This window comes from Streptomyces sp. B21-105, assembly GCF_036898465.1.
Taxonomy (GTDB): Bacteria; Actinomycetota; Actinomycetes; order Streptomycetales; family Streptomycetaceae; genus Streptomyces.
On the sequence record NZ_JARUMJ010000001.1, the window covers coordinates 6,838,455 to 6,861,502 of the forward strand.

Below are 23,048 nucleotides of genomic sequence, written 5' to 3' on the forward strand. Positions count from 1 at the left end.
GCGGTCGAGGCTTGGCATCGGAGGTGGGGCACGGCCTGGAGTAGCCATGAAGGCCTCCCCGCCCCGATCACGGGTTTCGAATTCCCGATCGAGTTCAGTCACGGTGGCTCGAAATCGTAAACCTGCGATCCGTCGCTCGAATGGGTGATCCGTTTCACGCTCGACGAGAGGCGGTCAGTCGCGCGTGATGGGCTCGGTAGCATCAAGCACCGGCCCGGACGGGGGACGTTGAACCAGTCCCCTGAGCCGTGTCCGCCCTGGGACACCCCGTCCGCCGGTCCACGCAGCCGGAGGTGCCCATGAGTGCGGAGGCCACGAACCCTGCGACCCCAGGCCCGGTAACCCCGGCCACGCCCCGCAGGCGCAGCCTTCCCCGGATCGACCTGCGCCGCCTGGGCCGGGCCGCGCTGCTCGGCCCCGCCTCCCGCGGCCGGCTGCCCGACGCGATCAGCCATGTCGTCGAGGTGCATCGCGCGCATCACCCCGATGCCGACCTCGAAACCCTGCGCCGCGCCTATGTGCTCGCCGAGTCCTCGCACCGCGGGCAGATGCGCAAGAGCGGCGAGCCCTACATCACCCACCCTCTCGCGGTGACGTTGATCCTGGCCGAACTCGGCGCGGAGACCACCGCCTTGACGGCCTCGCTGCTCCACGACACCGTCGAGGACACCGATGTGACGCTCGATCAGGTCGGCGAGGAGTTCGGCGCCGAGGTGCGCTATCTCGTCGACGGCGTCACGAAGTTGGAAAAGGTCGACTACGGCGCGGCCGCCGAACCCGAGACGTTCCGCAAGATGCTCGTGGCCACCGGCAACGACGTCCGCGTGATGTCGATCAAACTCGCCGACCGGCTGCACAACATGCGCACTCTCGGCGTGATGCGCCCCGAGAAGCAGGCGCGCATCGCCAAGGTGACCCGCGACGTCCTCATCCCGCTCGCCGAACGCCTCGGCGTCCAGGCCCTCAAGACGGAGCTGGAAGACCTCGTCTTCGCGATCCTGCACCCCGAGGAGTACGCGCACACCCGCGAGCTGATCGCCGGCAACGCGGCGCAGGAGACCGACCCGCTCGCCGAGTTCTCCGACGTGATGCGCACGGTGCTGCGCGAGGCCGGCATCCAGGCCGAAGTCCTCATCAGGCCGCGGCACTTCGTCTCGGTCCACCGGGTCTCCCGCAAACGCGGCCGGCTGCGGGGCTGCGACTTCGGCCGGCTGCTGGTGCTGGTGAACGAGGACGCCGACTGCTACGCCGTGCTGGGCGAACTGCACACCTGTATGACGCCGGTCGTCTCGGAGTTCAAGGACTTCATCGCGGTTCCCAAGTTCAACCTGTACCAGTCGCTGCACACCGCGGTGGCCCGCGAGGACGGCCAGGTCGCGGAAGTCCTCATCCGCACGCACCAGATGCACAAGGTCGCCGAGGCCGGCGTCATCGCGCTCGGAAACCCCTACACGGCCTCCGCGGAGGAACAGACCGGCCCGGGCGCCCCCGCGTACGAGGAGCGCGTCGACCCCACCCGGCCCGGCTGGCTCTCCCGCCTCCTGGACTGGCAGGAAGCGGCGCCCGATCCCGACACCTTCTGGTCGACCCTGCGCGAGGACCTCGCCCAGGACCGCGAGATCACCGTCTACCGCCCCGACGGCGGGGCCCTCGGCCTGCCCGAAGGGGCCACCTGCGTGGACGCCGCCTACGCGCAGTACGGCGAAGACGCCCACGCCTGCATCGGCGCCCGGGTGAACGGCCGGCTGGCGACCCTCAGCACCGTCCTGCGGGACGGCGACACCGTCCAGCTCCTCATGGGCCAGGACCCCGCCTCGGAGCCCTCCCGGGAGTGGCTGGAGCACGCCCACACACCCGCCGCCCGGATCGCCATCCAGCGCTGGCTGACGACGCACCCCGCGCCCGCCGAGGACGACGCAGCCGAACCCGCCGCCGAGCCTGCCGCCGGGCCCGCTGCCGGACCCTCGCCCCGACCCGCCGAGACCGCGCCCCCCGCCCGGGCGACGGCCGAGACCGCGCCCCCCGCCCGGGCGACGGCCGATACCGCGCAGCCCGTCCGGTCGGCGACCGGTGCCGCCCCGGCGGACCCGTCCGCCCCGCGCCCAGGAGCCGCGATCACCGTCGTCGACCGGCCCGACGCGAACGTCCGGCTCGCCGGGTGCTGCACCCCGGTGCCGCTCGACGAGGTCACCGGCTTCTCGGTGCGCGGGGGAGTGGTCACCGTGCACCGCGTCGAGTGCGCCGCCGTGGCGCGCATGGCGGACGCGGGGCGCGAGGAGGTCGCCGTGCAGTGGGGCGACACCACCGGATGCCGGGTCACCCTGGTCGCCGAGTCGTTCGGACGCCCCCACCTGCTCGCCGACCTCACCGAGGCCATGGCACTCGAGGGCGCCGAGATCGTCTCCGCCACCGTCGAACCGCCGAGCCAGCAGCGGGTGCGGCACACCTACACCGTGCAACTGCCGGACGCGGCCCGCCTGCCCGCCCTCCTGCGGGCCATGCGCAACGTGCCCGGTGTGTACGACGTGGGGCGTGCGCAGCACCACGCGGCGGCCTCCTCCGGGACGAGGGCCCCCTCCGGGACGAGGTAGGTCCGCCCACGCGCGCGAGTCGCCGAGGCCGCGCGTGCGGGTCTGCCCACGCGCGCGTGAGCCACCCGTTCGAGTGGGCCGGGCGCGCGTCGCCGACGCGGCGCCCCCGCCCGCTGGTAGCGGTGGTGCATGCTGCTCACCCCCCGCGCCCGGCTGAAGTCCGCGCTGCTCGCCTCGGCCGTCTCCGTCTGCCTCGTCGCCGCGAGCGCGCCGGCGGCCCCGCTCGGCGTCGGCGACCGCCTCTTCCCGCACCTCGGCAACCCCGGATACGACGTCGCGTCGTACGACCTGTCCTTCACCTACTCCGGCGCCAACGACAAGCCGCTCCAGGCCGTCACCGTCATCAACGCCTGGACCACCGCCGCCCTGGACCGGATCAACCTCGACTTCGCGCACGGCAAGGTCGACTCGGTCGAGGTGGACGGCAGGCCGGCCGACTTCACCGGCGTGGACGACGACCTGGTGATCACTCCGCAGGACACCCTCGTTCCGGGGAGCTGGACGCGCATCACCGTGCGGCACACCAGCGATCCCGTGATGAGCGGCGACCGTGACGGCGGCTGGGTCAGGACCGCGGACGGCCTCGCCATGGCCAACCAGGCGGACGCCGCCCACATCGTCTTCCCGTGCAACGACCACCCCTCCGACAAGGCGATGTTCACCATCCGGGTGACCGCGCCGGACGCATACACCGCCGTCGCCAACGGGCTGCCCGCCGGCGTGGAGAAGTCCGGCGGGACGACCACCTGGACGTACCGCAGCCAGCACCCCATGGCCACCGAGCTCGCCCAGGTGTCCGTCGGCCGCTCCACCGTCGTGCACCGCGAGGGGCCGCACGCACTGCCCCTGCGGGACGTCGTGCCCACCAAGGACCGCGCCCTCCTCGAACCCTGGCTGAAGAAGACCCCCGAACAGATCGCGTGGCTGGAACGCAAGGTCGGCCCCTACCCCTTCGAGACCTACGGGCTGCTCATGGCCGACGCCGCCACCGGGTTCGAGCTCGAGACGCAGACGCTGTCCCTCTTCGAGAAGGACCTCTTCACCCAGCCCGCCTACCCCAAGTGGTACGTCGAGTCGGTCATGGTCCACGAGCTGGCCCACCAGTGGTTCGGCGACAGCGTCTCGCCGCGCACCTGGTCCGACCTGTGGCTGAACGAGGGACACGCCACCTGGTACGAGGCGCTGTACGCGGAGGAGAAGTCGGGCCGCACCCTGGAGGCGCGCATGAAGGCGGCCTACGCCGCATCCGACCGCTGGCGCGCCGCGGGAGGCCCGCCCGCACTGCCCAAGGCGCCGAAGTCCGGCCAGAAGATCAGCATCTTCCGCCCCAACGTGTACGACGGCGCCGCGCTCGTCCTGTACGCGCTGCGCCAGGAGATCGGCCGGGCCGCGTTCGCGCACCTGGAGCGCGCCTGGACGCACAACCACCGGGACTCGACGGCGGGCACCGCCGACTTCGCCCGCCTCGCTGAGAACGTCTCCGGACGCGACCTGACCCCGTTCTTCAGGGAGTGGCTCTACGGCGAGAAGACCCCGCCGATGCCGGGCCACCCGGACTGGACGCCGACGGAGCCCGTCACGAAGAGCCCGGCCGGCAAGGCCCCGAAGCCTGCCCCGCAGGCCCCGCCCGCCGCGAAATAAGGCCGTGACGAGACGGGCCGTGCCGTGCGACCATCGTCAGGTCGCCACGGCACGGGAGACGGGAATCTCCCGGGCTGCTCGCGCGTTGAGCAGCATGAAGGACGCCGAGTCGGCACCTCCAACGACGTAAGGACCCAATGACCTCCTCTTCTTCCTTTTCCCAGGACACCCAGCGCATGGCGCACGCCTACCCCGAAGGTCTTCGGGCCGATGCCCTGATGGAAGAGGACGTCGCCTGGAGCCACGAGATCGACGGAGACCGGGACGGCGACCAGTTCGACCGCTCCGAGCGCGCGGCACTGCGCCGCGTGGCAGGCCTCTCCACCGAGCTCGAGGACGTCACCGAGGTCGAGTACCGACAGCTCCGCCTGGAGCGCGTCGTACTCGTCGGCGTCTGGACCACGGGGACCGCGCAGGACGCGGACAACTCCCTCGCGGAGCTCGCCGCCCTCGCGGAGACCGCGGGCGCGCTCGTGCTCGACGGCGTCATCCAGCGCCGCGACAAGCCCGACGCGGCCACCTACATCGGCTCCGGCAAGGCGAGCGAGCTGCGCGACATCGTCCTCGAGACGGGCGCCGACACCGTCATCTGCGACGGTGAGCTCAGCCCGGGCCAGCTCATCCACCTCGAGGACGTCGTCAAGGTCAAGGTCATCGACCGTACGGCCCTCATCCTCGACATCTTCGCCCAGCACGCCAAGTCCCGAGAGGGCAAGGCGCAGGTCGCACTCGCGCAGATGCAGTACATGCTGCCGCGGCTGCGCGGCTGGGGTCAGTCGCTGTCCCGTCAGATGGGCGGCGGCAAGGGCGGCGGCCTCGCCACCCGCGGTCCCGGTGAGACCAAGATCGAGACGGACCGGCGGCGGATCCGCGAGAAGATGGCGAAGATGCGCCGGGAGATCGCGGAGATGAAGACCGGCCGCGAGATCAAGCGCCAGGAGCGCAAACGCCACAAGGTGCCGTCCGTCGCCATCGCGGGCTACACCAACGCGGGCAAGTCCTCCCTGCTCAACCGCCTCACGGGCGCGGGTGTCCTGGTCGAGAACGCCCTGTTCGCGACCCTGGACCCGACCGTGCGCCGGGCCGAGACGCCCAGCGGCCGTCTGTACACCCTGGCGGACACCGTCGGATTCGTCCGGCACCTGCCGCACCACCTGGTCGAGGCGTTCCGCTCCACGATGGAGGAGGTCGGCGAGTCCGACCTGATCCTGCACGTCGTGGACGGCTCGCACCCTGACCCGGAGGAGCAGCTGGCCGCCGTGCGCGAGGTGGTGCGGGACGTCGGCGCCACCGGCGTGCCCGAGATCGTCGTCATCAACAAGGCGGACGCGGCCGACCCGCTCACCCTGCAGCGGCTCATGCGGGTCGAGAAGCGCTCCATCGCGGTCTCCGCCCGCACCGGCCAGGGCATCGAAGAGCTGCTCGCGCTGATCGACGACGAGCTGCCGAGGCCGTCCGTCGAGATCGAGGCGCTCGTGCCGTACACGCACGGCAAGCTGGTCGCCCGTGCCCACGACGAGGGCGAGGTGCTCTCCGCGGAGCACACGGCGGAGGGCACCCTGCTCAAGGCGCGCGTGCACGAGGAGCTGGCGGCGGAACTCGCGCCGTACACGCCGGCGCCGGCCGCCTGAGCCGTCCGTCCTGGTTTGAAGCCCGCGAAGGGCTGAACACACGAACGCCCGCCCCCTGCGGCAAGCAGGGGGCGGGCGTTCGCGTGTGCGCGCGGCGGCGCCCGTCAGACGCGCGCCGCCGCACGCTCGGTCACCGGCCGGCGAACTTCTTGCTCACCGAGTCGTACACGCCCTTGGCCACGTCGTTCAGCCGCGGGCCCGCGAGCCAGCCCGCGCGCACCGGGCCGATCGAGGTGTTCGACACCAGCGCGGGCTTGCCGTCCGAGCCCGTGGCGACCCAGCCGCCGCCCGACGCGCCGCCGGTCATCGTGCACCCGATGCGGTACATCGTCGGGTCCGCGGTGCTCAGCGAGAACCGTCCCGGCTTGGCCTTGCACTGGTAGAGCTTCTGCCCGTCGTAGGGCGCCGCCGCCGGGTAGCCGGTCGCGGTGATACGGCCCGCCTTCGGCACCGCCGGGGCCTTGAAGTCCACCGGGAGCGCCGAACCGACCGTCTCCTCCAGGGACTTGCCGGAACCGCCCTCCTCCGGCGTCACATGGATGACGGCGTAGTCGTAGGAGGCGCCGTCACCGCCGGTCTGGCCGCCCTGGGCGATCCACTGGTCGGAGGTCTGCGCCCAGTCGCCCCACCACACGCCGTGGGGAGCCGCCTCCTTCTTGGTCGCCGACTCCATCTGCGCGGCCGACTTGCCCGAGTCGTTGTACGACGGAACGAACGCGATGTTCCGGTACCAGCCGCCCTTCTTGCCGGCGTGCACGCAGTGACCCGCCGTCCAGACCAGGTTGGACTTCCCGGGGTGGGCCGGGTCCTGTACGACCGTCGCCGAGCAGACCATCGTGCCCTCGGGAGAGTCGAAGAACACCTTGCCCGCCTGGGGCGCGTTGTCGTGGTACGCGGGCGGCACGGCCTTCGCCTGCACAGTCGCCGGCGTCGGGTCGGTCACCCCCTGGTCGCCGGAGAGGTCGCTGTCGTCGACGCCCCGGTCCGGGTCCTCGGCCTCGCGCATCCGGTCCGGGTCCCACAGCCCCTTGATGATCGGATTGACGTAGTCCTGCGCTTCCCGCAGCCAGTCGTCCTGGTCCCAGTTCTTCCAGGCGCCGTTCCTCCACTTGTCGAGATCGATCCCGTGCTCTTTGAGCCGGTCCTTGATGTCGTCCGGGATCGTGATCTTCCCGTCGTCCGTGGCCGACGCCGAGGCGCTCGCCTGACCGCTCGCGTCGGCGTCGCCCGAATCGCAGGCGGTCGCGGTGAGCGCGAGCACCGAGGCGAGGGCGAGCGCGCTCAGCACGGGGGAGGTTCTGCGACGCGCGTTCCTCCCCCGGCGAGCGGTGGACGAAGGCCGTATGGATCGCATGCTGTTACTCCCCCTGCTGTCAACGAACTTGAAGCACCGGCCGTCCCACGGAGCGAACACGGTCGAACTCGATCGGAAGCGGCTGCGCTCCGTCGAGCTCGGTTCAACTCGGCCGAACGCAGACGAACTCGGTCACGTCCCTCGAACTCATCGTGATCTCACGTCGAGTTCAAGCGGGTCTCACGACCGGGTGCGATGCCACCACACGATATGCGGTCGCTGTGGGGGACTTCCGACGGAACGGCAACTGTTCGGTCACAGCAGCGATCTTGAGGCAACCCGTAACCGGTCGATGCGTCCGGGGTTGTAGCGACAGGGGCTCCTTGATGCCCGCCGCTGACCGCGGGCCGGCAGGGAACGCGGCCGGGGAGCGCGGCCGTGGCCCGAGCCGGTGCCCCTGGGCGTTCGTGATCGGGCCGGCGGGCTGGGCGCGGTGGGCGAGCAGCCCCGCACGATGCCGTGTCACCGCCGCGATCACGCACGGCCCCCCTTCTTCACCAGGAGCGACCTTGACCACCTCCCTCGAGTCCACCGTCGATCTCCTGGACCACCCCGATCCGCACACGGCGGCCCAGGCCGCTGCCGTGGAGAACCTGCTGCGCTGCTGGGCGCGCGAGGCCGGCCTGTCCGCACCCGCCGACGACCTCCTCCGGGTGCCGCTGCCCGCCAGCGGGGTCGCCCTGCTGGCGCCCGTCCTCTACTGGTCCCCGACGGGCATGCACCGCTTCGGCCTGCCCCGCCTGGCGGGTGCGCCCGAACAGACCCCGCCCGTGGACGCCGTCATGGTCGCGGCGCTGCTGGCGCGCGAGGCGAACCCGGGCGACGCTCGGACCGGCCCGCTCCGCGGGCCCGGCGGAGCCCGGCCGGTCACCGCCGACGGCGAAGGAGTCGAGCTGGTCGCACGGGTCGCCGACTCCGTCCGCCGTACCGCCGCCTTCATCGGCGAGCGCCGGGAACGCCCCGCCGACGCTCCCGACCTGTTCCTCGCCGCCGAGCAGGCACTGGTGCTCGGGCATCCGCTGCATCCCACACCGAAGAGCCGGGAAGGGCTCACGGAGGGTGACGCGCGCCTGTACTCGCCCGAGGCACGGGGTGCGTTCCCCCTGCACTGGCTCGCTGTCGATCCGTCCGTGCTGGCCACCGACTCCGCCTGGACCGAGGGCGGCCGCCCCGTGCCCGCCGCCGTGCTGACGGCCCGGCTCGCCGGCCGCGGGCTTTTGCTGCCCGAGGGCTTCGCGGCGCTGCCGGTGCATCCCTGGCAACTGCGCGAGGCGCGGCGCCGGCCCGAGGTCCGGTCCCTGTTCGACGCCGGACTGCTCCGGGACCTGGGCCCCCACGGCCTGCCCTGGCACCCGACGTCCTCCGTGCGCACCCTCCATCGCTCCGGTGCCGCCGCGATGCTCAAACTGTCGCTGGGACTGCGCATCACCAACTCCCGGCGCGAGAACCTCCGCAAGGAACTGCACCGCGGTGTCGAGGTGCACCGGCTGCTGCGGGCCGGCCTGGCGGCGCGGTGGCGGGCCGCCCACCCCGGCTTCGACATCGTCCGGGACCCGGCCTGGCTCGCCGTCGACGGTCCGGACGGCCTCCCGCTGACGGGGCTCGACGTGGTGATCCGCCACAATCCGTTCGCCCCGTCGGACGACGTCACCTGCCTCGCCGCTCTCGTCGCACCCCGGCCGCACGGCCCGCGGACGGCCGCCGACGCCGCTGCCCCGGACCCGGCCGCCGCCCCCCGCTCACGGCTGGCCGCGATCGTCCAGCGCCTCGCCCGACGCATCGGCCGGACCCCCGGGGCGGTCGCCGCCGAGTGGTTCCTGCGCTACCTGGAACGGATCGTCCGTCCCGTCCTGTGGCTCGACGGCGAGGCGGGCATCGCGCTGGAGGCGCACCAGCAGAACACCCTCCTCCTGCTGGACGCCGACGGCTGGCCCACCGGCGGCCGCTACCGCGACAACCAGGGCTACTACTTCCGCGAGTCCCGCCGCGCGGACCTCGCCGCCCGACTGCCCGGGATCGGCGAGGCCAGCGACACCTTCGTCGCCGACGAGGTCACCGACGAGCGCTTCTGCTACTACCTGGGGATCAACAACGTCCTCGGACTCGTCGGCGCGTTCGGCTCGCAGCGGCTCGCCGACGAACGACTGCTGCTCGCCGCCTTCCGGCGTTTCCTCGGGGACGCCGCCCACGGCCCGGGCCGACTGCGCAGTTCACTGCCCGCACGGCTGCTCGACTCGCCCGTCCTGCGCTGCAAGGCCAATCTGCTGACCCGGCTGCACGGTCTCGACGAGCTCGTCGGACCGGTGGACACCCAGTCCGTCTACGTCACCGTCCCCAATCCGCTGCGCCCCTGAGCCGAGCGCCCGCTGTTCGCCTGCCGTCGGCGCTGCCGCCGTCCGCCTTGCCGTGTGTCCCCCTGAGAGGAGCCTGCCGTGCGGTCCGTCGAGACCGGAGCCGAAGCCCACCCCGTCTGCTGCCCCGTCTCCGGTCTCGGTGACTGGGGGACCGCCCGGACGCACGCGGGCGGGTTCCGCCTCATCCCCGTGCGCATCGAACGGGACCTGTCCCTCGTCGGCCGCTGGATGAACGACCCCGCCGTCGCGGCCTTCTGGGAACTGGCGGGGCCCGAACGCGTCACGGCGCGGCACCTGCGCGATCAACTCGCCGACGGCGGCCGAAGCGTCCCGTGCCTCGGTGTGCTGGAGGGGCGGCCCATGAGCTACTGGGAGATCTACCGGGCCGATCTCGATCCGCTCGCCGGCCACTATCCGGCCCGGCCGTACGACACCGGGATCCACCTGCTCATCGGCGGTGCCGCCGACCGGGGGCGGGGGCTCGGGAGCATGCTGCTGCGCGTCGTCGCCGATCTCGTCCTGGCCGGGTCGCCCGCGTGTGCCCGGGTGGTCGCCGAACCCGACCTGCGCAACGTCGCGTCCGTCGCCGCGTTCCTGACCGCCGGTTTCCGGCTCTTCACCGAGCTCGATCTTCCCGCCAAACGGGCCGCCCTCATGGTCCGGGACCGGAGCCTGCGTGATCTGCTGTGAGGCCTGGCCTGGCCGGTCCAGACCAGACCGGTCCTGTGTGGTCTTCGGTGGTCGGGTTCGGCCGCCGGCCGATCACCGATCGGTCATTTCCCTTCCCGTCCCTTCCCGGTTCGCTCACCTTCGTCCGCCTCACCTCCCCGCAGCGAGAGGCCACCGTCTTGATCCCTTCCCTCCCGTCCGCCTCGACCGCCCGTTTGTCAGTGCCGCGCCGTAGGGTGGTCGCGCTATGACGAAGCCCTCACTCCCCGAACTCCTGCACGCCGCCGTCGCCGCCGTCGGCGGCACGGAGCGCCCCGGCCAGGTGACCATGGCCGAAGCCGTCGCCGAGGCGATCGACGACGGATCCCATCTGCTGGTCCAGGCCGGCACCGGCACCGGCAAGTCGCTCGGCTACCTCGTGCCCGCGCTCGCCCACGGGGAGCGCGTCGTGGTGGCGACCGCCACGCTCGCCCTGCAGCGCCAGCTCGTGGAGCGGGACCTGCCGCGCACGGTCGAGGCCCTGCACCCGCTGCTGCGGCGCCGCCCGGAGTTCGCCATGCTCAAGGGCAGATCGAACTACCTGTGTCTGCACCGGCTGCACGAAGGCGTCCCGCAGGACGAGGAGGAAGGCCTCTTCGACCAGTTCGAGGCCGCCGCGCCCACCAGCAAGCTGGGCCAGGACCTGTTGCGGCTGCGGGACTGGTCCGGCGAGACCGAGTCCGGTGACCGCGACGACCTGACCCCGGGCGTGTCCGACCGGGCCTGGGCGCAGATCTCGGTCTCCTCCCGGGAGTGCCTGGGTGCGACGAAGTGCGCGTACGGCGCCGAGTGCTTCGCGGAGATGGCCCGCGAGCGCGCGAAGCTCGCCGAGGTCGTCGTCACCAACCACGCCCTGCTCGCCATCGACGCCATCGAGGGCGCCCCCGTCCTTCCGCCGCACGAGGTGCTGATCGTCGACGAGGCGCACGAGCTGGTCTCCCGGGTCACCGGCGTCGCGACCGGCGAGCTCACCCCCGGCCAGGTCAACCGGGCCGTGCGCCGGGCGGCGAAGCTGGTCGACGAAAAGTCCGCCGACCAACTGCAGACGGCCGCCGAGGGCTTCGAGCGGCTGATGGAGCTGGCGCTGCCCGGCCGTCTGGAGGAGGTCCCGGAGGATCTCGGCTACGCGCTCATGGCGCTGCGCGACGCCGCGCGGACCGTGATCTCCGCCATCGGCGCGACCCGCGACAAGTCCGTCCAGGACGAGGACGCGGTCCGCAAACAGGCGCTGGCCTCGGTCGAGTCGGTGCACGACGTGGCGGAACGCATCACCAACGGATCCGAGTGGGACGTCGTCTGGTACGAGCGGCACGACCGTTTCGGCGCGTCGCTGCGGGTCGCCCCGATGTCGGTGTCGGGTCTGCTGCGGGAGAAGCTTTTCACGGACCGCTCCGTCACCCTCGCCTCGGCCACGTTGAAGCTGGGCGGCGACTTCAACGGGGTGGGCGCTTCGATGGGGCTGGCCCCGGAAGGCGCGGAGGGGGAGGACGTCCCGCAGTGGAAGGGCATCGACGTCGGATCGCCCTTCGACTACCGCAAGCAGGGCATCCTGTACGTCGCCAGACACCTCGCGCGCCCCGCGCGGGACGGCGACCGCGCCGACATGCTCGACGAGCTGACCGAACTGATCCAGGCGGCCGGCGGTCGCACCCTCGGCCTCTTCTCCTCCATGCGGGCGGCGCAGCTCGCCGCCGAGGAACTGCGTGTGCGCATCCCCGAGTTCCCGATCCTGCTCCAGGGCGAGGAGACCCTCGGCGAGCTGATCAAGAACTTCTCGGCGGATCCGCAGACCTGTCTCTTCGGCACGCTGTCGCTCTGGCAGGGCGTCGACGTCCCCGGCGCCAGCTGTCAGTTGGTCGTCATGGACAAGATCCCGTTCCCGCGCCCCGACGACCCCCTCATGACCGCACGCCAGAAGGCGGTGGAGGAGGCCGGAGGCAACGGCTTCATGGCTGTGGCGGCCACGCACGCGGCGCTGCTCATGGCCCAGGGGGCGGGCCGTCTCGTCCGGGCGTCGGGGGACCGTGGAGTCGTCGCAGTGTTGGACCAGCGGCTTGCGACGGCCCGCTACGGCAGCTATCTCAAGGCGTCCCTTCCCGACTTCTGGTACACCACGGACCCCCACCAGGTCCGCAGGTCGCTGGCGGCGATCGACGCGAAGGCGAAGCAGGCGGAGACGGTGACGGAATAGACCCGGCGGCGAACGCCCGGGCCCTTCGAGGGCCCGGGCGCGTGGAGGGACCCGGGCCCGTCGAGTCGAGGGCCCGTGCGCCGCACAGGCTTTGGGCGCCGCACAGGCTTTCGGGCACAGCACAGGGCCCCGGAACCGGCGCAGGGATCCCGGGGCCCAGTCAGGGGGACGGGAAAGGCCCGTCCGTCGCCGTGCTCAGACGCGGCGGAGTACGGCCACCACCTTGCCGAGGATCGTCGCATCGTCGCCGGGGATCGGCTCGTAGGCGGCGTTGTGGGGGAGCAGCCACACATGGCCGTCCTCGCGCTTGAAGCGCTTGACGGTGGCCTCGCCGTCGAGCATCGCGGCCACGATGTCGCCGTTCTCCGCGACGGGCTGGCGACGCACGGTGACCCAGTCGCCGTCGCAGATGGCGGCTTCGATCATCGAGTCGCCGACGACCTTCAGTACGAAGAGCTCGCCGTCGCCGACCAGCTGCCTCGGGAGCGGGAAGACGTCCTCCACCGATTCCTCGGCGAGGATCGGACCGCCGGCGGCGATACGCCCGACGAGCGGGACGTACGACGCGGCGGGCTTGCCGGCGGTGTCCGTGGGCTGCACGGAGGCCGCCTGGTCGGAGCCTCGCACCTCGTACGCGCGCGGGCGGTGCGGGTCACGGCGCAGGAAGCCCTTGCGCTCCAGCGCCATCAACTGGTGTGCGACCGAGGAGGTGCTGGACAGGCCGACCGCCTGGCCGATCTCCCGCATCGACGGCGGGTAGCCGCGCCGTTGTACGGAATCCCTGATGACTTCGATCACTCGGCGCTGCCGGTCCGTGAGTCCCGAGCTGTCCGCGCGGATGCCTGGAGGTCGGCCCGGCAGGGAACGCTTGTGTCCCTCGGGATTCATGGCTTCGTTCATCGCATGCACCGGCTCGAGTCGGCCCTGGGAGCGGTCCTGGGCAGTGATGGTGGCACTGTCTGCGGTGGTGGTCACGTCGGCCCCTCTCGGTTGTCTCCCTGCTGGACAACGGTAGTGGCTTTCGAAAGGTTGCGCCAAACACACGTTCGAGTGAAAAAGCGCGGATAGCCTTACTTGATCACGTGTCGGGGTGTATGGGCTGGCGCGGTTCGGTGACGGAGGGGCGAGATCGTCGTCGTACCCGTTGTTGTAGTCTTCACCGCCGGAGCCGGTGACCTTGTGAGGCGTGGCCCCAGTGTGCCATCCGGCCTCCTGTAGATCGGGAACGGGCCGCGCTCTGCGCGAGAATCCCACCGCTCCTCCTTGTGGCGCTCACGGTATCGCCGCATCAGCTCCGGCGATACGACTGCACGCGCGTGCGTGCCTCGGGTGCGCGTGTCACGCGTGCGCGTGCCGCGAGTCCGGCTTGCGGAGCGGCTCGCGAGTGAGGCTGTCGGCGTGTGGGCGCGCCACCCGGCGGGCCTGCGGACGGGCAGGTCCCGTGCGTGGTTCCGGGTGCGCAAAGTGACCGCCGCAACGCGTGCGGTGAGATCGGCGAGGCGACACGCGATATGGCCTGGATGTATGAGCCAATCCCTACATCTAGTGGTTGGATGGCCGAAGCGGCCCAGAAGTTGTGGTCCCCGGTGTCTTCGGATGCTCATGGATCGCCTATGCTTGGGGCTGCTTCGAGGGGCCCGTGAGGCCTGGCGAGGCTATTTGGTCTGCTGTGAGGAGGGTTGGAGTACATGCACTGCCCCTTCTGCAGGCACCCCGACAGCCGGGTCGTCGACAGTCGGACCACGGACGACGGCACGTCGATCCGGCGGCGTCGCCAATGTCCCGACTGCTCTCGTCGGTTCACGACCGTGGAGACGTGCTCGCTGATGGTGGTCAAGCGGTCCGGCGTCACCGAGCCGTTCAGCCGCACAAAGGTCATCAACGGCGTACGCAAGGCATGCCAGGGGCGGCCGGTCACCGAGGACGCTCTCGCTCAGCTCGGCCAGCGGGTCGAGGAGGCGGTGCGGGCCACCGGAAGTGCCGAGTTGACCACCCATGACGTGGGACTGGCCATACTCGGTCCGCTGCAGGAACTCGATCTCGTCGCCTATCTGCGGTTCGCCTCCGTCTACCGGGCGTTCGACTCGCTCGAGGACTTCGAGGCCGCCGTCGCGGAACTCAGGCGCGGGGCGGGGGGCTCCGACGCGGACGACGACGACCGTGCGGACGACGCCCGGGCCGAGGACGACACAGGAGCCGTCGCGGGGAGCCGGGAAGACGGCGGCGGGCCGGGAGGGACCGTGCAGGTCCCCGAGCCCGCCCACGCCACCGACTGACCGCCGGAACCGGACTCATGAGTCCGGGCGGCCGGTGCGGCGGCGGACGAAGACCTGCTGCGGGCGGTGGCGCGTGGACGCCCGCAGTACCAGGCAGTACCAGACAGAACAACGTGCCACGGGAACAACGTGGCATTTCAGGGCGTTTTCGCCCGCAGAGGGAGGCGGCATGACAGAGACGGCGAGCGGTCCGGCACGAGGTTCCCGAGCCAAGGGCGCCAAGACCACCAAGGGCCTGCGTATCGAGCGTGTCCACACCACCCCCGGAGTTCATCCGTACGACGAGGTGGTCTGGGAACGCCGTGACGTCGTCATGACCAACTGGCGCGACGGCTCGGTCAATTTCGAGCAGCGTGGCGTCGAGTTCCCCGACTTCTGGTCGGTGAACGCGGTCAACATCGTCACCAGCAAGTACTTCCGGGGCGCCGTCGGCACCCCGCAGCGCGAGACCGGCCTCAGGCAGCTGATCGACCGCATCGTGAAGACGTACCGGAAGGCCGGCGAGGACCACAGGTACTTCGCCTCGCCCGCCGATGCCGAGATCTTCGAGCACGAGCTGGCATACGCCCTCCTGCACCAGATCTTCAGCTTCAACAGCCCTGTCTGGTTCAACGTGGGCACCCCGCAGCCCCAGCAGGTCTCCGCCTGCTTCATCCTGGCCGTCGACGACTCCATGGAGTCGATCCTCGACTGGTACAAGGAAGAGGGCATGATCTTCAAGGGCGGCTCCGGCGCCGGCCTGAACCTCTCCCGCATCCGCTCCTCCAAGGAACTTCTCTCCTCCGGCGGCAACGCCTCCGGCCCGGTCTCCTTCATGCGTGGCGCCGACGCCTCCGCCGGCACCATCAAGTCCGGCGGCGCCACCCGTCGCGCGGCCAAGATGGTCGTCCTCGACGTGGACCACCCGGACGTAGAGGACTTCATCGCCACCAAGGTGAAGGAAGAGGAGAAGATCCGCGCCCTGCGCGACGCGGGCTTCGACATGGACCTGGGCGGCGACGACATCACGTCCGTCCAGTACCAGAACGCCAACAACAGCGTCCGGGTGAACGACGAGTTCATGACGGCCGTCGAGAACGGCACCGAGTTCGGCCTGCGCGCCCGGATGACCGGCGAGATCATCGAGAAGGTCGACGCCAAGGCGCTCTTCCGCAAGCTCGCCGAGGCCGCGTGGGCCTGTGCCGACCCGGGCATCCAGTACGACGGCGTGATCAACAACTGGCACACCTGCCCCGAGTCCGGCCGGATCACCGCGTCGAACCCGTGCAGCGAGTACATGCACCTGGACAACACGTCCTGCAATCTCGCCTCGCTGAACCTGATGAAGTTCCTCAAGGACGACAGCAAGGGCCACCAGTCCTTCGACGCCGACCGCTTCCAGAAGGTCGTCGAGCTCGTCATCACCGCGATGGACATCTCCATCTGCTTCGCGGACTTCCCGACCCAGAAGATCGGCGAGAACACGCGCGCGTTCCGCCAGCTCGGCATCGGCTACGCCAACCTCGGCGCCCTGCTGATGGCGACCGGCCACGCCTACGACTCCGCCGGCGGCCGCTCGCTGGCCGGCGCGATCACCTCGCTGATGACCGGCACGGCCTACCGCCGCTCCTCCGAACTGGCGGCGGTCGTCGGCCCGTACGACGGCTACGCCCGCAACGCCGACGCCCACAACCGCGTCATGAAGCAGCACTCCGACGCCAACGCCACAGCCGTCCGCATGGACGACCTGGACACCCCGGTCTGGGCCGCCGCCACGGAGGCCTGGCAGGACGTGCTGCGCCTCGGCGAGAAGAACGGCTTCCGCAACTCCCAGGCGTCCGTGCTCGCCCCGACCGGCACCATCGGTCTGGCGATGTCCTGCGACACCACGGGTGTCGAGCCCGACCTCGCCCTGGTCAAGTTCAAGAAGCTGGTCGGCGGCGGCTCGATGCAGATCGTCAACGGCACCGTTCCGCAGGCCCTGCGCCGCCTGGGCTACCAGGAGGAGCAGATCGAGGCGATCGTCGCCCACATCGCCGAGAACGGCAACGTGATCGACGCCCCCGGTCTGGCGCACGAGCACTACGAGGTCTTCGACTGCGCCATGGGCGAGCGCGCCATCTCCCCGATGGGTCACGTCCGCATGATGGCCGCGATCCAGCCGTGGATCTCCGGCGCCATCTCCAAGACGGTCAACATGCCGGAGACGGCGACCGTCGAGGAGGTCGAGGAGATCTACTTCGAGGCCTGGAAGCTCGGCGTCAAGGCCCTCGCGATCTACCGCGACAACTGCAAGGTCGGCCAGCCCCTCTCCGCGAAGACCAAGGAGAAGGAGAAGACCGAGGTCACGGCAAAGGCCGAGGACACGATCCGCGCCGCGGTCGAGAAGGTCATCGAGTACCGCCCGGTCCGCAAGCGGCTGCCCAAGGGGCGTCCCGGCATCACGACCTCGTTCACGGTCGGCGGCGCCGAGGGTTACATGACCGCCAACTCCTACCCGGACGACGGTCTCGGCGAGGTCTTCCTGAAGATGTCCAAGCAGGGCTCGACCCTCGCCGGCATGATGGACGCGTTCTCCATCGCCGTCTCGGTCGGCCTCCAGTACGGCGTGCCGCTGGAGACCTACGTCTCGAAGTTCACCAACATGCGCTTCGAGCCGGCTGGCATGACCGACGACCCGGATGTGCGGATGGCGCAGTCGATCGTCGACTACATCTTCCGGCGTCTGGCGCTCGACTTCCTGCCGTTCGAGACGCGTTCCGCGCTCGGCATCCACTCCGCCGAGGAGCGTCAGCGCCACCTGGAGACCGGTTCGTACGAGCCGACCTTCGAGGAGGAGAACGTGGACGTCGAGGGCCTGGCTCAGTCGGCCCCGCGTCAGACGGACCTCAAGGCCGTCGCCGCCCCGAAGGCCGAGGTCGAGGCCGTCGAGCCGGCCCCGAAGCAGGTCCACACCAGCGCCGAACTGGTGGAGATGCAGCTGGGCATCCAGGCCGACGCCCCGCTCTGCTTCTCCTGCGGCACGAAGATGCAGCGCGCGGGTTCCTGCTACATCTGCGAGGGCTGCGGTTCCACGAGCGGCTGCAGCTGACGTCGGACGTCCGCTGGAACTGATCCAGCTCGTCGGGGCGGTGGAGTCGATGTCCGGCTCCGCCGCCCTCGGCGTTTTTGCGCCCGGGAGGCGGCTCCGGCGCCCGGGAGGCTTCGCCTACAGGAGGCCTCCGTGGACGGCGCGGAGCCCGGCGGCGGTCAGGAGCGGCGCGTCCGGCCCATGATCCGGGTGAACGTCGACGGATCGTCCTCGAAGCCCTGGACGCCGGAGTGGAACGACCAGCTGTCCGACGTCTCCCGGACGAACTCCGCGACGGTCGCCGCCGTCGCGCCGAGGACGTCGCCGAAGTCGTTCTCGTCCAGGACGGTGTAGCCCTCCCTTATCCGGAAGGCCGGGTTCAGCACGCTGACGAACGTCCGGTGGTCCTGTAGCTGCTGGATGACGACGCCGACCACCACGCGCGCGTACCGCGCGTCCAGACGGTCGAGTTCCAGCGTCATGACCTCGTCCCAGCCGAAGCCCTTGCCGTCCTTGCTGTCCCGGTTGAGGTAGATCGTGCCGTCGGGGGAGCGGCTGTCGAAGTGCACGACGTAGGCCGGCTCCCCCTGCGGGTCGCTCGTCAGATAGGTCGCGGCCACGATGTCCAGGTCGGTGGGCGGCCGGCCTGCCGGGCTCGGGTCCCACTTGAGCGACATCTCGATCTTGCGGATGCCCTTCTTCAGTCCGCTCACCGGACTTCCCCTCCCCGTTTCCCCGTCTGTCTGCCGATACCCCGAACTGCTCGGCCGTCAGGGCCGGTTGTCCATCCTGCCACGCGCGCGTGCGCGGTCGCAGGCTAGCTCTCTGTCCAAGGGTGACCAACGCCACGTCCGGTGGCCTTACCATGGCGCGGTGCTGGTCAAGTGGATTCGCTGCACCGTGGTGGACCGCCGCGGTTTCGAACGGGGACAGCGAAAGTGGGCGGGGCTTCTGGGCGAGCCGGGATTCAGGGGACAGGGCGGGGGCTGGAGCAGGGCACGGCCCTCCGTCGCCCATGTCTTCGCCTTCTGGGAGAGCCGCGCCTTCTACGACTCCTTCATGGCCCGCTCCCACGACCGGCTGGCGACCGCTCAGGCGGGCACGTTCAAGGACGTCCAGGCACGGCTGTTCGACTACCGCTTCGACGTCAAGACCGGCTTCGAGCCCCGCTTCACCGACTCCGACGTGGTGCGGGTGGCGCTGTGCCGGGTCCACGAGGAACGCGCCGAGCACTTCACGCTGATGCAGGAGAAGGTCTGGAACCCGGCCATGGCCGGCTCGCCCGGCATGATCCGGGGCATGTTCGCCGAGGCGCCCGGACACGAGTTCCTGGTGCTGTCGATGTGGCGCTCGCAGGCCGAACACGGCAAGTACCGCACCGAGCGGGTGGAGCGGCTCGCCCTCCGTGCGCAGACGGAGGCGGACATCGCCTCCCTCACCGGCGACATCGTCGAACTCGAGTCGGCCTGGACGGTCTGACCCCGCAGCCCAGGGGTGGGGAACGTGCGCCGTCCGGCGTCTTCCGGTGCGGGCGCGGTGTGACCTACGCCGTATGGAGGCCGCCCGAGTGCTCTATCGGGCGTCCGTCGATCTAGGGTCTTGGCATGGCACGACCACGGCGCATCGTCCTTGTCCGGCACGGCGAGTCGACGGGCAATGTTGATGACACCGTCTACGAGCGAGAACCCGATCATGCTCTGGGCCTGACGGAGCTGGGCCGTCGGCAGGCGGAGGAGACGGGAAAGAACCTGCGGGAGGTGTTCGGCCGCGAGCGGGTCAGCGTGTACGTCTCGCCCTACCGGCGTACACACGAGACCCTCCGAGCCTTCCGCCTCGACCCCGAACTCATACGCGTACGGGAGGAGCCCCGGCTGCGCGAGCAGGACTGGGGAAACTGGCAGGACCGTGACGACGTCCAGTTGCAGAAGACCTACCGGGACGCCTACGGGCACTTCTTCTACCGGTTCGCGCAAGGCGAGAGCGGAGCCGACGTCTACGACCGCGTCGGCGGCTTCCTGGAGAGCCTGTTCCGCAGTTTCGAGGCCCCCGACCACCCTCCGAACGTGCTCCTCGTGACCCACGGGCTGGCGATGCGGCTGTTCTGCATGCGCTGGTTCCACTGGACGGTCGCCGACTTCGAGTCGCTCGCCAATCCCGGGAACGCCGAGATGCGGATGCTCGTTCTCGGTGACGACGGCAAGTACACCCTCGACCGGCCGTTCAACCGCTGGCGGGAGCCGGAGCCGTACGGAATCACCGGAGATAGAGTGGCAGAGAGATGACAGCTGATTCCTCCGGTGTCTGTGGTGCCTCCGGTGCCTCTGGCTCCTCGCCTGAGGGCCGCCTCGACCGGGCGCTCGCCAGTCTGCGCGGCCTCGCCGTGGGCGACGCACTGGGCTCGCAGTTCTTCGTTCCGGTGAACTTCCCCCTGCTCCAGCGCCGCGAGCCACCGCCCGGACCGTGGCAGTGGACGGACGACACCGAGATGGCCTGCTCCGTCGTCGCCGTCCTGGCCGCCCACCAGCGCATCGATCAGGACGCCCTGGCCCGCTCCTTCGCGGAGCACCACGACTTCGACCGCGGCTACGGTCCCGCCGTCAACCGACTGCTGCGGCTCGTCAGGGAGGGCGCGGACTGGCGTGAGCTGTCGGCCGCCCTGTTCAACGGACAGGGATCCTGGGGCAACGGCGCGGCGATGCGCATCGCCCCTCTCGGCGCCTGGTACGCGGATGATCCGGAGCAGGCGACCCATCAGGCCGAGATCTCCGCCTATCCCACCCACCAGCACCGGGAGGCCGTGGTCGGGGCCATGGCCGTCGCCGCGGCCGCCGCGCTGGCGGCCGCCCCCGCGGGCCCGCCCAGCGCAGAGGCGCTGCTGGACGGCGTCGTCGACCTCGTGCCGAAGAGCGCCGTCGGCGCCGGGCTGCGTCGCGCCCGGGACATGCTCGACTACGCGGACGCGGCCACCGTCGCGGCCGTCCTCGGCTGCGGGCGGCGTACCTCGGCCCATGACACCGTCCCCTTCGCGGTCTGGTCGGCCGCCCGCGCTCTCGGGGACTTCGAGGCGGCGTTCTGGACGACCGCGCAGGTCGGCGGGGACGTGGACACGACCTGCGCCATCGTGGGCGGAATCGTGGCCGGCGGCAAGACCGGAACTCCGCCGGCCGCCTGGACGCGGCAGGCCGAGGAACTCCCGGAGTGGGTGCCCACCGCAGGTTGACGCCGCGGGTGCCCGCCATCGCACTCGTCACCGCGAGTCGTCCGGTGCCCGTTCACGTGTGACGTCGGGCGCATGTCGCTGCGAGATGTCCAGGGCCTGTCAGTGTGTGGCGCCCGTGCCCTGCGTCTCCGCTCGGCGGCGGGCCGGGCCCCTGGCCGATGAGAACTCTCTGTGCCCGGCGGGAACTCTGTGTGATCGTCCCGCGTTGTCCGAATACCGCCGCGCGACATGTGCGAAGTCCACGGCGCGACGGGAGCGGGTGGGTGCCGGGGGTGCCAGGGGTGCCGGGGGTGCATGGACCGGGGCTGTGGCCGGGGAGCGATCCAGGGGGTGGGTATGAGGTTCGTGCTGGCGATGCTGTTCGTGATCATGTCGATGTGCCGGGGCTGCCGACGGGGCCGGCCCCGGGGCGACCATGGCCGCGCTGTGGCAGACCGTGACGCTCCCGGGGCGGCTCGTGCGGTCGTACGGTCACCCCACCGCGGGGCCCGCCGTACCGGACAGCGCTTCCAGGTCGCTCTTGCGGACCCGGATCACGAACCAGGCCGTCACCAGAGCGAGCACCGCCATGGCGGCGGCCGGCACGAACGCCGCCGAGATGCCGTGGGCGAGCACCTCGTGCCCCCAGGGGGCGGGCAACTGGTGCGTTGTGGCGAACTCCGCCTTCTGCTCTGCGGTGCCGTCGGCGAGGAACCGGGGCAGCTGCTTCTCCGCCTCGTCCTTGCTCGCCGACCCGAAGACGGTCGTCAGGATGGACAACCCCAGCGAGCCGCCCACCTGTTGCGTGGCGTTGAGCAGCCCGGAGGCCGCGCCCGCCTCGTGCGCGGGCACCCCGGACACCGCCGTGACGGTGACCGTCACGAAGTTGAGCCCCATCCCGAAGGCGAAGATCAGGATCGGCCCGAGGACCCCGCCGGCATAGGAGCTGTCCGGGGTGATGAACGCCTGCCAGCCGAGCCCGATCGCCACCAGGGCGGAGCCGACGAGCATGAACGGCTTGGGACCCAGTACCGGCAGGAAGCGCTGCGACAGGCCCGCGCCCACCGCGATGGCGACCGTGACCGGCAGGAAGGCGAGACCGGCCTTGATCGGGCTGTACCCCAATATGTTCTGCACGAAGAGCACGATGTAGAAGAACATGCCGAACATGGCGGCCGCGAGGCTCAGCATGATCACGTACGTGCCGGAGCGGTTGCGGTCGGCGAACATCTTCAGCGGGGTGATCGGCTCCTTGGCGCGCATCTCGGTGAAGACGAAGCCGATCAGCAGGATCACCGCCGCTGCGAACGCGCCGAGGGTCAGGCCGTCCCGCCAGCCTTCCTCGGCCGCGCGGATGAAGGCGTAGACCAAGGAGGCCATGCCGGCCGTCGACGTCAGTGCGCCCACGATGTCGAAGCGACCGGGATGCCGCTCGGACTCGTTGATGTACATCGGCGCGACGACAGCGATGAGCACCCCGATGGGCACGTTCACGAACAGCACCCAGCGCCAGTCGAGCCACTCGGTGAGCATGCCGCCCGCGAGCAGTCCGATGGCGCCGCCGCCTGCGGAGACCGCTGCGAAGACGCCGAAGGCCCGGTTGCGCTCGGGGCCCTCGGGGAACGTCGTGGTGATGAGCGCCAGCGAGGTGGGCGACGCGATGGCGCCGCCCACGCCTTGCAGCGCCCGTGCGGCCAGCAACTGCCAGGGCTCCTGGGCCAGTCCGCCCAGGAGCGAGGCGAAGGTGAAGATCAGGATGCCGGCCATGAAGGCACGTCGCCGGCCGAGGATGTCGCCCGCCCGGGCGCCGAGCAGCAGCAGCCCGCCGAAGGTGAGCGTGTAGGCGCTGACCACCCAGGTGAGGTCGGTGGTGCTGAACTTGAGCGCGTCTTGAATGTGCGGGAGTGCGATGTTCACAATCGTCGCGTCGAGCACCACCATGAGTTGGCAGGCCGCGATGACGGTGAGCGCGATGCCGGGGTGTCCCGCCCGGCGGGCCGCACCTGGTTTCTGTTTTTTGGTCAACTGAGAGGTCGTCACGAAGGGTCCCCCAC

14 protein-coding genes and 1 pseudogene are annotated in these 23,048 nt (G+C 70.7%); 11 read left to right on the forward strand and 4 right to left on the reverse strand.

Annotation, left to right across the window (positions count from 1 at the left end; all coding sequences use genetic code 11):
* Positions 1-299: 299 nt before the first annotated feature.
* The 3 genes from QA802_RS31085 (at position 300) to hflX (ending at position 5,863) form a co-directional block, all read left to right on the forward strand.
* Positions 300-2,591: a RelA/SpoT family protein gene (locus QA802_RS31085; protein WP_334529531.1), complete on the forward strand. Its 2,292-nt coding sequence runs from the start codon at positions 300-302 to the stop codon at positions 2,589-2,591.
* 129 nt (positions 2,592-2,720) lie between these two features.
* Positions 2,721-4,232 (forward strand): M1 family metallopeptidase, encoded by a 1,512-nt coding sequence (locus QA802_RS31090; RefSeq protein WP_334529534.1) that lies wholly within the window; start codon positions 2,721-2,723, stop codon positions 4,230-4,232.
* Positions 4,233-4,369: 137 nt separating this feature from the next.
* Positions 4,370-5,863, forward strand: a complete 1,494-nt coding sequence (hflX, locus tag QA802_RS31095) for a GTPase HflX (RefSeq protein WP_334529537.1) — start codon at positions 4,370-4,372, stop codon at positions 5,861-5,863.
* A gap of 130 nt (positions 5,864-5,993) precedes the next feature.
* Here the strand turns inward: hflX and QA802_RS31100 are convergent, their stop codons facing one another.
* On the reverse strand, positions 5,994-7,217 hold the full coding sequence (locus QA802_RS31100) for a trypsin-like serine peptidase (RefSeq protein ID WP_334529540.1): 1,224 nt from the start codon (positions 7,215-7,217) through the stop codon (positions 5,994-5,996).
* A 326-nt stretch (positions 7,218-7,543) separates the two neighbouring features.
* Here QA802_RS31100 and QA802_RS31105 point away from each other — a divergent pair, with 326 nt between their 5' ends.
* From QA802_RS31105 to QA802_RS31115, 3 genes and pseudogenes are all read left to right on the forward strand, one after another.
* Entirely contained in the window at positions 7,544-9,571 is a 2,028-nt protein-coding gene (locus QA802_RS31105) for an IucA/IucC family protein (RefSeq protein WP_443042198.1), read from the forward strand.
* 135 nt (positions 9,572-9,706) lie between these two features.
* A pseudogene (locus QA802_RS31110) lies at positions 9,707-10,261 on the forward strand (GNAT family N-acetyltransferase); the annotation flags it as partial.
* A 226-nt stretch (positions 10,262-10,487) separates the two neighbouring features.
* Positions 10,488-12,470: an ATP-dependent DNA helicase gene (locus QA802_RS31115; protein ID WP_334529548.1), complete on the forward strand. Its 1,983-nt coding sequence runs from the start codon at positions 10,488-10,490 to the stop codon at positions 12,468-12,470.
* A 195-nt stretch (positions 12,471-12,665) separates the two neighbouring features.
* Here the strand turns inward: QA802_RS31115 and lexA are convergent, their stop codons facing one another.
* Positions 12,666-13,445 (reverse strand): transcriptional repressor LexA, encoded by a 780-nt coding sequence (gene lexA / locus QA802_RS31120; protein WP_057575372.1) that lies wholly within the window; start codon positions 13,443-13,445, stop codon positions 12,666-12,668.
* 713 nt (positions 13,446-14,158) lie between these two features.
* Between lexA and nrdR the strand changes: the two genes are divergently transcribed.
* Entirely contained in the window at positions 14,159-14,746 is a 588-nt protein-coding gene (gene nrdR / locus QA802_RS31125) for a transcriptional regulator NrdR (RefSeq protein WP_334529551.1), read from the forward strand.
* 169 nt (positions 14,747-14,915) lie between these two features.
* A complete protein-coding gene (locus QA802_RS31130; RefSeq protein WP_334529554.1) occupies positions 14,916-17,816 on the forward strand; it encodes a vitamin B12-dependent ribonucleotide reductase in 2,901 nt (966 codons plus the stop codon).
* Between the two features lie 158 nt (positions 17,817-17,974).
* Here QA802_RS31130 and QA802_RS31135 read toward each other — a convergent pair whose 3' ends face one another.
* Positions 17,975-18,508, reverse strand: coding sequence for a TerD family protein (locus QA802_RS31135; protein WP_334529557.1), 534 nt, complete (start codon positions 18,506-18,508; stop codon positions 17,975-17,977).
* Between the two features lie 160 nt (positions 18,509-18,668).
* Here QA802_RS31135 and QA802_RS31140 point away from each other — a divergent pair, with 160 nt between their 5' ends.
* From QA802_RS31140 to QA802_RS31150, 3 genes are all read left to right on the forward strand, one after another.
* Positions 18,669-19,274, forward strand: a complete 606-nt coding sequence (locus QA802_RS31140) for a YdbC family protein (RefSeq protein ID WP_334529559.1) — start codon at positions 18,669-18,671, stop codon at positions 19,272-19,274.
* A 125-nt stretch (positions 19,275-19,399) separates the two neighbouring features.
* Positions 19,400-20,077 (forward strand): histidine phosphatase family protein, encoded by a 678-nt coding sequence (locus QA802_RS31145; protein WP_334529561.1) that lies wholly within the window; start codon positions 19,400-19,402, stop codon positions 20,075-20,077.
* A complete protein-coding gene (locus tag QA802_RS31150) occupies positions 20,074-21,015 on the forward strand; it encodes an ADP-ribosylglycohydrolase family protein (protein WP_334529563.1) in 942 nt (313 codons plus the stop codon). The genes QA802_RS31145 and QA802_RS31150 overlap by 4 nt, the downstream gene beginning before the upstream one ends.
* 471 nt (positions 21,016-21,486) lie before the next feature.
* Here QA802_RS31150 and QA802_RS31155 read toward each other — a convergent pair whose 3' ends face one another.
* Positions 21,487-23,034 (reverse strand): MFS transporter, encoded by a 1,548-nt coding sequence (locus QA802_RS31155; protein WP_334529566.1) that lies wholly within the window; start codon positions 23,032-23,034, stop codon positions 21,487-21,489.
* Between the last annotated feature and the right edge of the window lie 14 nt (positions 23,035-23,048).